The 11,874-nt window shown below is 61.9% G+C and carries 12 protein-coding genes; 3 read left to right on the top strand and 9 right to left on the bottom strand.

From position 1 onward, the window contains the following. Positions 1–39 precede the first annotated feature (39 nt). From A7X77_RS33450 to A7X77_RS09960, 5 genes are all read right to left on the bottom strand, one after another. Positions 40–438: a CBS domain-containing protein gene (locus A7X77_RS33450; RefSeq protein WP_197486822.1), complete on the bottom strand. Its 399-nt coding sequence runs from the start codon at positions 436–438 to the stop codon at positions 40–42. A 487-nt stretch (positions 439–925) separates the two neighbouring features. Next, on the bottom strand, positions 926–3,319 hold the full coding sequence (locus A7X77_RS09945; RefSeq protein ID WP_064682786.1) for a phosphoketolase family protein: 2,394 nt from the start codon (positions 3,317–3,319) through the stop codon (positions 926–928). 9 nt (positions 3,320–3,328) lie between these two features. Continuing rightward, the gene (locus tag A7X77_RS09950; RefSeq protein ID WP_064682787.1) at positions 3,329–4,501 is read right to left on the bottom strand and encodes an acetate/propionate family kinase; all 1,173 of its coding nucleotides are present in this window, start codon (positions 4,499–4,501) and stop codon (positions 3,329–3,331) included. Next, a complete protein-coding gene (locus A7X77_RS09955) occupies positions 4,494–4,847 on the bottom strand; it encodes a hypothetical protein (RefSeq protein ID WP_064682788.1) in 354 nt (117 codons plus the stop codon). The genes A7X77_RS09950 and A7X77_RS09955 overlap by 8 nt, the downstream gene beginning before the upstream one ends. Further along, entirely contained in the window at positions 4,828–6,462 is a 1,635-nt protein-coding gene (locus A7X77_RS09960) for an MBL fold metallo-hydrolase (RefSeq protein WP_064682789.1), read from the bottom strand. Before A7X77_RS09960 ends, A7X77_RS09955 begins: the two co-directional genes overlap by 20 nt. 500 nt (positions 6,463–6,962) lie before the next feature. Between A7X77_RS09960 and A7X77_RS09965 the strand changes: the two genes are divergently transcribed. Further along, the gene (locus tag A7X77_RS09965) at positions 6,963–7,262 is read left to right on the top strand and encodes a hypothetical protein (protein ID WP_064682790.1); all 300 of its coding nucleotides are present in this window, start codon (positions 6,963–6,965) and stop codon (positions 7,260–7,262) included. A gap of 1 nt (position 7,263) precedes the next feature. Next, positions 7,264–7,674, top strand: a complete 411-nt coding sequence (locus A7X77_RS09970) for a universal stress protein (RefSeq protein WP_064682791.1) — start codon at positions 7,264–7,266, stop codon at positions 7,672–7,674. An 11-nt stretch (positions 7,675–7,685) separates the two neighbouring features. On the opposite strand, the gene A7X77_RS09975 is transcribed toward A7X77_RS09970, so the two are convergent. Together A7X77_RS09975 and A7X77_RS09980 are read right to left on the bottom strand one after the other, a co-directional pair. After that, the gene (locus A7X77_RS09975) at positions 7,686–8,057 is read right to left on the bottom strand and encodes a hypothetical protein (RefSeq protein WP_064682792.1); all 372 of its coding nucleotides are present in this window, start codon (positions 8,055–8,057) and stop codon (positions 7,686–7,688) included. Positions 8,058–8,103: 46 nt separating this feature from the next. Next, the gene (locus A7X77_RS09980) at positions 8,104–8,562 is read right to left on the bottom strand and encodes a pyridoxamine 5'-phosphate oxidase family protein (protein WP_064682793.1); all 459 of its coding nucleotides are present in this window, start codon (positions 8,560–8,562) and stop codon (positions 8,104–8,106) included. A 129-nt stretch (positions 8,563–8,691) separates the two neighbouring features. Here A7X77_RS09980 and A7X77_RS09985 point away from each other — a divergent pair, with 129 nt between their 5' ends. Then, complete coding sequence (locus A7X77_RS09985) at positions 8,692–9,513, top strand: universal stress protein (protein ID WP_064682794.1); 822 nt, start codon at positions 8,692–8,694, stop codon at positions 9,511–9,513. Here the strand turns inward: A7X77_RS09985 and A7X77_RS09990 are convergent. Together A7X77_RS09990 and A7X77_RS09995 are read right to left on the bottom strand one after the other, a co-directional pair. Beyond that, on the bottom strand, positions 9,510–11,372 hold the full coding sequence (locus tag A7X77_RS09990; RefSeq protein ID WP_064682795.1) for a heavy metal translocating P-type ATPase: 1,863 nt from the start codon (positions 11,370–11,372) through the stop codon (positions 9,510–9,512). The genes A7X77_RS09985 and A7X77_RS09990 overlap by 4 nt on opposite strands. Before the next feature lie 25 nt (positions 11,373–11,397). Next, entirely contained in the window at positions 11,398–11,721 is a 324-nt protein-coding gene (locus tag A7X77_RS09995; protein ID WP_064682796.1) for a TraR/DksA family transcriptional regulator, read from the bottom strand. Positions 11,722–11,874 lie beyond the last annotated feature (153 nt).

Below are 11,874 nucleotides of genomic sequence, written 5' to 3' on the forward strand. Positions count from 1 at the left end.
AGTCGATCGACGAGCGTCGCAGCCGCAACGAGTTGCCGATCACGCTGACCGACGACAGGGCCATGGCGGCTGCTTGCGCGCTCTGGCAATGCCCTGCAGATCTCCCTTTTCGGCGAGCTGGCTTGCGGTGGCGGTCGGGGCCGCGCTGAGGGCGGGCGTCGACACCACGTCCTTGACGCGCCAGTTTCGGGCCTTCACGTAGGCCGACAGCGCATCTTCACGGTCGCGCGTATGTGGTACCGCCCGTCTCGTCCAAGACGACGCCACCCGGCGCAACAGGTCTCCCTCGGTGACAATGCCCGCGAACCGACCTTCGCCATTGGCGATGGGCACCGCGCCAATCTTGTTGGCGTTAACGATCTCGACGGCTTCCCTGACGTTGCGTCCATCGTCGATCGCCACCACCAGGGTCGCCATGATGATGTCTCTGGCAAGCATCACACTATCTCCTTGTTGACCAGACAATTAGGGAGCCAACACACGTCGAGCGCATTGACGTGGATCAAGCCGCGCAAGGAGCACCACGTAGGCCGCCTTCGCGCGTGGGCGTCTCAGGAGCCGACCAAGTGTGGCATCAGGCACGCCGGTCGATGCGTAAGCATGCAGCCTTAGCAGGATTTGAGACAACGAACGGACGGTTCCTCGTATTCGCGACACACTGCTGCAATGCCATTAGCGATCGACGAGTGCCGCCTCGCCGCGTTGATAAATACTGGATGCGCCGGCCTCGAGGACGCGATGGAATCGCATCCGCTGCAGAGCGAGAAGGGGTCAAACAGGCTGAATCTGACGCTAAAAAGCCTTTCTTTTCACGCGGAAATCCCGCCGAGCGCGAGGCTGCTACCTCGCACTCGAATCGTCTCTCCTGCTGGACGGCCTGGCCGCGACAGTATGGCTGGTGGCAGTTGATACCCAATTCCGGTCATCAGTCACCCTGGGAGGAGCGTGCCCAGCGCCAATTCTGGATCTCCTGCATATCTTCTCCACGCTCCCGCACGAACGCCCGGTGCTCGTCGAGCTTTGCATGCAGGTCTGCGATCACGTCTGGGACCTTTTCGGCGAGATCGGGCACCCGCGCGATCGCCTCGAGAGCGAGATGATACCTGTCCAGCTCGTTCAAGACGGTCATGTCGAACGGCGTCGTCGTGGTGCCCTCCTCCATGAACCCGCGCACGTGGATGTTGCCGTGATTGGTGCGCCGGTACGTCAACCGGTGGATGAGATAGGGATAGCCGTGGTAGGCGAAGATGACCGGCCTGTCTTTCGTAAAGATACCATCGAACCGCGCGTCGTCGAGACCATGGGGGTGCTGCTGGGGGTCCTGCATTGCAAGCAGGTCGACGACGTTCACCGTCCTGATTTTCAAGTCGGGTATCGCCTCGTGCAACAGCATCACGGCCGCGAGCGTCTCCATCGTCGGCACGTCTCCCGCACAGGCCATCACGACGTCAGGCGCGATCGAATCCTTCTCGAAGCTGGCCCACTCCCAGACGCCAATGCCCTCCTCGCAATGCTTCACCGCCTCGTCGATCGTGAGGTACTGGGACTCCGGCTGCTTGCCGGCGACGATCACGTTGACGCGGTCGTATGTCTTCAGGCAATGATCGCCGACCCACAGCAGCGTGTTGGCGTCCGGCGGTAGATAGATGCGGACGATGTCGGCCTTCTTGTTGGCGACCAGATCGACGAAGCCGGGGTCCTGATGCGAGAAGCCGTTGTGGTCCTGTCGCCAGACATGGGACGTCAGGAGGTAGTTGAGAGACGATACCGGCTCCCGCCATTCCAATTCTCGCGAAACCTTGAGCCACTTGGCGTGCTGGTTGAACATCGAGTCGATGATGTGGATGAAGGCCTCGTAGCATGAGAAAAGCCCGTGGCGGCCGGTAAGGAGATATCCCTCCAGCCAGCCCTGGCAGAGATGTTCGCTGAGAACCTCCATGACCCGTCCGTCTCTGCCAAGATGGACATCGTACCCTTCGATCTCTTGCATCCAGACACGGTCCGTCTGCTCAAAGACGGCACCCAGCCGGTTCGACTCGGTCTCGTCCGGCCCGAAGATCCGGAAGTTTTTGGCATCTGCATTGAGCCGCATGACGTCCCGCAGATACCGTCCTAAAATCTCTGTCGACTGGACCTGGGAAGCGCCACGAACGTCGATCGCGACCGCGTGGTCGCGAATGTCTGGTAGCTGCAGCTCCTTGCGCAACCGTCCACCGTTTGCGTAGGGCGTCGCTCCCATGCGCTTCTCACCGGTCGGCGCCATGGCCCGCAACTCGTCCTTGGGCCGCCCGTCCGTTTCGAACAGGTCATCGGGATCATAGCTACGCATCCAGTCTTCGAGGATCTTTCGGTGGCCGGCATCCCCGCGGCAATTGGCGACAGGCACCTGATGGGCGCGCCAGAAACCCTCCACCTTCTTGCCGTCGACCTCCTTCGGCCCGGTCCACCCCTTGGGGCTGCGAAGCACGATCATCGGCCACCGCGGCACGCCGGCCGCGGGCGACCCGTTCCTCGCCGACGCCTGCAAGGATTCGATGATGTCGAAGGCCCTGTCGAAGGCGGCCGCCATCTGCCGATGCATGTCCGCCGGCTCGTGACCCTCTACGAAGATCGGCTCATAGCCGAGTCCGATGAACAGGCTGCGGAGATCCCCGTCGCTTGTCCTCGACAGGATCGTAGGATTGGCGATCTTGTAGCCGTTGAGATGCAGGATCGGCAGCACCGCGCCGTCGCGAGCAGGATTGAGAAACTTCGTCGAATGCCAGGCCGCCGCAAGCGGGCCAGTCTCCGCTTCGCCGTCGCCGACCACGCAGGCTACCACGAGGCCCGGATTGTCGAACGCGGCGCCGAAGGCGTGGACCAGTGCATATCCGAGTTCGCCGCCTTCGTGGATCGAACCGGGGGTCTCCGGCGCAACGTGGCTCGGTATCCCACCGGGAAAGGAAAACTGCCTGAACAGCTTGCGCATGCCATCGGCATCCTGCGAGATGTCGGGATAGACCTCGCTGTATGTTCCCTCCAGATAGGTGTTCGCCACCATTCCCGGCCCGCCGTGGCCCGGCCCGCACACATAAAGGACATCTCCGTCGCGATCCTTGATGACGCGGTTGAGATGGGCGTAGATGAAATTGAGGCCGGGCGTCGTTCCCCAATGTCCGAGAAGGCGGGGCTTTATGTGTTCCGGTCGAAGCGGCTCGCGCAGAAGCGGATTGTCCATGAGGTAGATCTGTCCGATGGACAGGTAGTTGGCGGCCCGCCAGTAGCGGTCGATGAGTTCGAGCTCGCGCTCGGTGGGAGGTAGGCTGTTACGTTCAGGCATGATGTATCCTCAAAGCTTGTGGCGGCTGATGACTTCGATCGCTTCGTCGGCGATCACCTGTTCCTCGTCGGTCGGAATGACGAGGGCGACGATTTCGCTTTCTCTCGCGCTGATTACGGTCGCGTTCATCTTGTTCGCCGGCTCGCTAAACGAGAGACCCAGCCAACCCAGATGGTGGGCGACGCCATTGCGTATCTCCGGCTGATGCTCGCCTATGCCGGCGGTGAAGACGATGGCGTCGACCCCGCCCAGAGAGACCGCGAGCCTTCCTATCTCGCCGGCGGTCCTGAAGCAGAAGAGATCGAGGGCTTCCCTGGACGCCGGATGGAAGTCCTCCAGCAGGACACGGACGTCGCCGCTTTTGCCGGAGACGCCGAGCAACCCGCAACTGTGATAGAGGAAATCCTCGAGACGATCCGCGTCGTGGAAATTGTTGCGCAGAAGGTGGACGACAGCGCCGGGGTCGAGGGAACCAGGCCGGGTCGACATCGGAATTCCGTCCAGCGGGGAGAAGCCCATGCTGGCGTCTATGCTCACGCCGTCGACCATTCCGCAAAGGCTCGCGCCGCTTCCAAGATGCGCACAGATGACACGGCCGGCGGCCAGGTCGGGATCGTGTTTCCTGAGTTCGCCGGCGACGTACTTATAGGAAAGACCGTGGAAGCCGTATCTGCGGATCCCGGCGTCATGCAACTCTCTTGGAATGGCGAGCCGTGCGGCAAGACTGCTCTGCGACGAATGGAACGCGGTATCGAAGGACGCCGTCTGCGGTATGTCCGGATATGCGCTCCGCACTGCGCGGACGATCGCAAGCGCCGGAGGGAGGTGCACCGGCGCGAGGTGCCTCAGATCCTCCATTCTGAGGACGACCTCGGGCTCCAGTAGAACGGGGCCATCGAAGACCCGTCCGCCGTGGACGATGCGATGGCCGGCCACCACGGGGTCGAACCCTCTGCGGACGATGCAATCGACGACCTGCGAAACCAGCCGCGCGTCGATCGCTGTCCCGGACGGAAGATCGACAGTCTCGTCCCCGTTAGAAAATCGGAAGGTGAATCTTGACTGGTCTCCGAGCGTGGCAACACCGCCTCCCAGCCGGAGTGCCCGACCGTCCTTCAGCCTGAAGACGCCGACCTTTAGGCTGGAGGACCCGGCGTTGAAAGTGACGGCAACCCTATCCATGGACCGAACCCTTAGGGCGTGCAGTCCCAGCAGATTTCGTAGCCACCTTCGTTGCTCCCTGCCTGCCTGCCTCCTTGCTTGCCTCTTCGAAGAACTCGCATGCGTACTCCAAGGCGGCCTTCTCGTCTTCCGACGACAGACCGAACGGCGCGCACTGCACCTTCATCGCCCGCAGAACCTTCTTCTTCAACGCGGCGACCGCAAAGGCATTCTTCGAAGCGAGAACCTCCCGCAGGCAGGTTATAGCGACGACCTCCAGGACGACAAGCTTGCCTTGCACCTCCCCCTGGCTCGGTATCGCGAAGCGTTCCCCGCCGCGCTTGCAGTCACGATCCATGATTAACATTGCCGTCTCTCCTCCCTTGGACCGCCGGAGCATCGTCCGGGTCCAGTGCGCGTCGAAGCCTGCGCAGCACGATGGCGCGGCCCTTTTCGTCGGCGACGGATTTCAGACGATCGGACAGGTCCAAAACGAACCGCTGATAGTCGTTGTTCCAGTCGGGCCTGCCGGGCACGACCGGCTTGATACGTGCGGGCGTCCTGTCCTCGATGAGGCGTGGGCCCGCCGGTGAAAGCTCGTAGGCGTCGTCCAGCGACGGGCAGACGACCTTTGCGGAAACTTGCTTCGAGAGACGCGCGGCCATCGCTTCACGAGCGCTCTCCTCTCCATGGACAAGGAAGACCGCGTTCCGGATCGGCTCCCGCTCGGCAACCCACGCATCCAGTTCGCTTGCATCCGCATGTCCGCTGTAGGCGTCGAGCGTGGCCATCCTGGCGCAGACGTGAATCTCCTCGCCCTGGATGCGGACGTCGGTTGCGCCCTCCTGCAGGATGCGGCCAAGCGTCCCCGCCGCCTGGAAGCCGACGAACAGCACGGTGCATTCCCGTCGCCAGAGCCAGTTCTTCAGGCGGTGGCGGATCCGCCCCGCCTCGCACATTCCGCTTGCCGCGATAATGATGTGAAAGCCCCGGACGAGATCGAGCGCCTTCGACTGCTCGGCCGTCTCGGTGAAACGGACGTTCGGCGCGTTGAGCGCGCGAAGGAACGCCTTGCCGTGACCGAGGTTGGCCACATGCTTCTTGAACGCCTCGGTCGCTCGCGACGCGAGCGGCGAGTCTATCATGATAGGGCACCGCGGCACCTCTCCCTCCCCCATGAGGGCGACGAGATCGGTCAGCACCTCCTGCGTCCTCTCGACGGCAAAGGAGGGAATGAGAAGAACCCCGCCGGGGCTGTTCGAGCTCGCCACCACTTCGCGCAGCCGGTCCCGTCGATCTTTCAGGGCGTACTCTTCCCGTTCCCTGTCTCCGTATGTGCTTTCGCAGATGAGGTAATCGACCCCGGAAGGCGCCAGAGGGAGGTTTTCGAACAGCTTGTTGCTCGCGCCGACGTCGCCCGAGAACAAAATTCTTGTCGCCCCGTCGGCGCCGGGCGTCTCGACTTCGATGGATGCCGAACCCATCAGATGTCCGGCATTCCAGTAGCGGAACCTTACGCCGCCGACGGTCTCCCGCCACTCGCCATACTCGACCGCGATGAACTGCGGCAGCATGCTGCGGGCGTCGTCGGCGGTATAGATGGGCTCCACCGTCTCTCGCGCCCTTCTGCTATTCCTTCGGTTGAGCTGTCGGACCTCCGACTCCTGGATGTGACCCGAATCCTGCAGCATGATCGTGCAAAGGTCGATCGTTGCTGCCGTTGCAAAGATTGGCCCGCCGTATCCCGCCTTCGCGAGCTTCGGAAGCAGGCCCGAGTGGTCGATGTGCGCGTACGTGAGCAGCACGGCGTCGATCCGCAATGGTTCGAAGGGGAATGGCTTATAGTTGAGCTCCTTCTCAGACTTCGAGCCCTGGAACATTCCGCAGTCGATCAGAATGCGCGTGCCACCGGTCTCTAGAAGGAGACATGATCCGGTGACCGACCCCGCGGCGCCGTGGAAATGGAGAATGGGATTGGCCATGACAATTCCTACTGTTGTCACGAACCTACGCCGCCGCAGGCGATCGTACGTTGACGAAGGTCAAAGACAAGCTAGACGACGGATCCATAGCAGTCGGACGCCTAAGAGTTGCTGCAGGATGGCCTCATTTGCATCCACAAGAGACGCTGGTGACGCATCGGATGCGGCCGCCTTCGCCATCGAGATATTTTGATCTTGGCGATCGATCGCGTTGCGAAACCTCCGTCGCGTGTAGCCGGTGAAGCCGGGCTCGGCGCATAGACTATCGCGACCCGCAGCGCCCGCGGGCGTGGCCCAACCCCGAGGCGAAGCGTACGGCTTACTCGTCAAGCACCAATTGCCCTAAACGTGTCCCTCCACAATCAGAATCTCATCATCGCCTCCCCGACCTTGGCTTGATCCTGGTGAAGCATCCGGATTGATGCTCGTCAAAGACGGATTGCCTTGGGGCAGATAGGCTCCTGGACACAGCGCCACGACCTCATCCAAAGGAGACGGACATGCGCGAACACGAAAAGACCTGCAAGACAGCAACCGACGCAGCCATGACCATTCCCCCGGTCGAGCGAACCTCCGCAGACCTTGTTCTCGGACGTCGGGACGAGGATCGCTGGGAGGTGACGGCGGCGACGCCGCGAGGCCAGGCATGGGCGAGAGACCATTTCTGCTGCGCGCTCCGGCAATCCTTCACTGGCACCATGTGTCTCGACATCATGAGCGCCGATCGTCTTCTCAAGGAAGCGCATGACGATGGACTGACGACCGAGTTCGTTAGCCTGTCTGGAAAGGACATATACTGACATGTTCGCCACCGTCGTCTGCGCCATCGGCCGGGGATCCCGGCAACGCATGCTCCAGCTCGTCGAAACGGCCCGCGCGCAGCTCACCCCCAACGGAAGCCTCCACCTCGTTCACGTGGTGGAGGGCCTACCGTCGTCGGCCTCGCCGGATGATTGGGCGATCGAGGTGATGGCCGCCGCCGAGACCAGACTTTCGGAAGCTCTGCGGTCGGCTGACACTGCTGCTTCGATACACGTCCGCGCGGGTAACCCGTCTCAGATCATCGTCGCCATCGCGAAGGAGATCACCGCCGATCTCGTCGTGATCGCTTCTCACCGGGACGACGTGCTCGACCGGGTCTTCGGCTCGGTCGTGGATCACGTCGTGCAGCGCGCACCATGCTCCATCCTCGTCTTGCGAACAACCCGGTGACGCTGTGCGCTTCACAAGAGCCTTTTCGCTTCAGCCTCACTGGCCTGACCGGCGGCAACGTCGCGACACAGTTCGGCGGCTTGCGACAACGTTCGTGACCCGGCCTCCCACAGCCGCGCCACCTCCCTGGGATACTCTTCCAACTCGCTCTCAACATAGTCCGAAAGAACCTCGACCGCATCGGCGTGGTCGATACTGCAGGCAAGTCGAGTCAGAAATTCAAGGCATCGAAGCCCTCGCCGGGCGGCGGACGCCGTCAAATCTGCAGTGACCGTGGCTGACCCGGCAAAAATCTCGTCGTGAATCAGAGCGCCCGAGCGAAACGCGGGTGCGAGGTTGAAGTTAAATGTGGCGCTTGGATATAGGCCGCGTAGATATGGCATGTGGTGCTCCGATTGTGGGATGTAGGTTCGGCTCGAGCCTCGACGGTCATTCCGTTCTGACTGCGCTGCGTCCCGACACGGCCGTGACGGCAACGCCGTAGAAGACGTGAGGAGAGCCATCGTGCATGGGAAGCTCCTGGGGCTTCATAGAGCCGATCTCCCACCAGTCCGAAAACTTTTGGAGAAGCGACCACGCATGAAGCCTTTCGCTTCGTCGCGCGTCGCTGTCGGGAAATTCCTCGAACCTGCCTTCGACGACGATGCTCGTCCACCCGCCGACGCTCGAACGCTGCTCGACGTGAAGGCAGACCTTGTCGTTTCCCCGCATCCAGTCGAGCTTCTTGCCGGGCATGGTGAAGCTATAGGCGACGCCGCTGGAAAAGGCGAAATAGATCGCCGCCACGTAAGGCTGTCCATCCTTGCAGCATGCTAAATGACCGAAGCGCTCTTTCTCAAGGATCCGGTAGCACTCACCGGGGTTGATCTCTGTCAGCTTGATCGCCATGGCCGAGTCCTCCAGCTTTGATGAAGGCACGATTATAGGAGCTTCATTGAGCCGCGACATTGACAAAGCGCAATGCGAACTCTCTCGACGGCATGCATCATGACGGCAGTATAACCTCAGGAGTCCAGCATGAAGCCGCAGTTCCATCTTCCGTTGTCAACCTATCCCGACCCGAGTTCGTTCACCATCATCGACAACGCGATCGACCTCGCTCGGCAGAACGACGCCGATCTCGTCGCCAGCATCCCGCAAGTCCGAATCCCTCAGGTCCATCAGCCCTTCCCCACCTTTATCGATGTCGACACATGGCGGGAACGAGCAGAGGGGTATAGCCGAGACAGCGGGACTTCGCTGCGGGCACACGTCGCCGACGCTGTTTCGGAAACTGGCTTCGAGGTGCGAATCCACGGATTCGAGGTCAGGGAACCGTTTGTCTATGAACGCTTTTCCGAAATTGCCAGGTGCCATGACCTATCCATCGTCGAGACTTCGGAACTGTCCCCACAGTTTTCCGAGACGCTGCTGTTCGGGAGCGGCCGTCCACTCGTGCTATTTCCTGCGACCAGCGTCTGCTCTCGTGTGGACACGATCGCCATTGCCTGGGACGGCAGCGCCACCGCAGCACGTGCCCTTTCCTGCTCACACATCTTCATCGAGCGTGCGACCAAGGTGCAGGTCATCTCGATCACCGACGACAAGGAGATCGACGAGGCGAACCGCGCACTCCTGATCTCTTCTTTGAAGCACGCAGGATTGGACGTGGAAGACGTTGCGATCCAGGCAGGCGGCGAGACCGCGACCGCTGCCATCCAATCGGCCGCTCTAGAACGAAAGGCAGACCTCCTGGTCGCAGGCGGATTTGGCCATTCCCGGCTTCGTGAGTTCATCCTCGGCGGCGTCACTCGGGAACTGCTCGTCAAGGCCGAACTGCCGGTGCTTCTCGCCCATTAGAGGGCGCGAAGGGCGTTGAGAATGACCGCGACGTCGATGGCCTCCTGAAGCAATGCGCCGCCGACCGGCGGAAGGTAGCCCGCTCCTGCGAACCCCATCGCGAGGAGCGAGAGACCTATGCCGGCATAGATGCTTTGAAGCGCGATCTTGCGCGAACGACGCGCAATGCCTATCGCCGTCGCTATCCTGGTGAGGTCGTCGCGGACGAGCACGATATCCGCGGCCTCCGCGGCCGCCGCAAGGTTCTCGACGCCGACCGCGATTCCGACGTCGGCTGCCGCCAGCGCTGGCGCGTCGTTCACGCCGTCGCCGACCATCAGCACTTTCCCGTGGACGCGTTCCTTTTCGACGACTGCGACTTTGTCTGCTGGAGCGAGCCTCGCCGCGACCTCGTCCAAACCCAGCGCGCGAGCTATGGCTGTCGCGATAGCCAACTCGTCACCAGAAGCCAGGACTACTCGAGAGATTCCTGACGCCCTGAGCTGGGCGACGAGTTGGATAGCATCTCCTCGAAGACGGTCTTCGAGCGTGATCGTGCCAGCGGGCGTGCCGTCAAATAGCACCTTTACACGCATTGCACTGCCTGACCCGTTAGGCCCGGACGGCGGCGCCTCTCCGAAATACGTGTCTCCTCCGACGCCGACACGCACGCCATCGACGATTCCGGAAATTCCGGATCCCGCGGTCTCGGTCACCTCCGATGGGCGGCTCAGTACCAACCCACGTCTATGCGCCTCGTCCACCAGCGCGCGTCCAACCACGTGCCCCGACGCCTGGTCCAGCGAGGCGGCGAGCCGCAGGATTCTGTCGGGATGCTCCGGACCCGCTATCACGCCGACTTCCGGCTGTCCCGCGGTGAGCGTCCCCGTCTTGTCGAACACCGCCACTGTGGCCTGGGCGAGTGCCTCGAGAGGTCCCGCACCCTTCACCAGAACGCCCTCCTTGGCGGCTTTTGAAGTGCCGGCCGCAAGTGCGACGGGTACGGCAAGGATCAACGGACAGGGGGTGGCGACGACCAGCACGGCCACGATCCTTGAAAGATCTCCGGACATGAATGCCGAGCCTCCTGCAATCGCTACCGTGGCGAAGAGGAACCAGACCGAAAACCGGTCGGCCAGGCGCATCAGCTTCGCCTTGGAACGTCTCGATGCTTCCACGAGCCTGACTATTCCGGCATAGGTGCTGTCCTCGGCGCGGCTCAGAACGAGGATTTCGATAGCGTCCCCCTCGTTCGTGGCGCCGCTCGAAATCTTGCCGCCCCTGGCAATGCGCACCGGGAAAGGCTCTCCAGTCAGCACCGCCTGGTCGATCGTCGCGGCATCGCCGACGAGGGCCCCGTCGGCCGGTACGACGTCGCCCTTGCGTATCAGGAGCATGTCGCCGACTGCGACCGTCTCGATCGGAATTTCTTCGAGACCGGCTCCGGCAAGCCGCAGGGCCGTTCGCGGAACTTGAGCCAGCAAAGCCGACATGCCCTCGTCGGCGCGACGGTGTGCGTATGCCTCCAGAAACTGACCGCCGGAATACATGAGACCGACGATCGCGCCGGCAAGATATTCGCCGAACCACAAGGAGGACCCCATGGCCAGGGCCGCAATCAGGTCCAGGCCGTATTCCTCTTTCCGCAGCTTCCTGGCGATCTCAATACAAAGAGACAGCAGGATCAGGCTGGTGCAGCCCACGAGAACTGAACGATATCCAAGGCCATGATCCGCGAGATAAAAGAGGAGTGCGGCCACAAGCGCAAGGAGCGACGACAGCACCAGAAGGCCCGACCGGGAGCCTGCCGCCCTCAGTCGCGACATGCCGCCGTGAGGCCACGTCCACCTGCCAGCCCTCCAAGCCGCCGCTGTAGCCACCTCTCACCCTCCCATCGATTAGAATTCAGCGGAACGATTTTGCGCAATCGATGCAGAACGGCGTGTAGGGAACGGCCGCAAGCCGCTCATTGCCGATCGGATGGTGGCACTTGGCGCATTGCCCATATGTGCCGCCGTTCAGCCGGTCGATCGCCGCGTCGATGGCCGCGATCTGATCGCGCCCCTCGGCTTGCATCTCGCGAAGAACTTCGTCGTTCTCAACCTGGGTCGCGCGCTCCTCGCTGTCCTTCTCGAGTGCCACGCAGAGATCTGCATCGATCGCTCCAAGACGACGGAGAAGATCATTCTTCATAGTCTGCAACACGCTCTGTGCCGAGCCTTTATTCATTTTGATTGCCTTTCAATCTTGCAGGATCAATCTGGGTCTACGCAATGCCGTCGGAATACCGATCCAAGCGCAGCGTCTTCGAAACGGAGTGGCCGCATAAGCCGCGATCCACAAATCGTCTGCAGCATATCTCAGTCCGGTCGAAACTCCTTG

The sequence above is a fragment of the Rhizobium bangladeshense genome (assembly GCF_001662075.1).
Lineage (GTDB): Bacteria > Pseudomonadota > Alphaproteobacteria > Rhizobiales > Rhizobiaceae > Rhizobium > Rhizobium bangladeshense_B.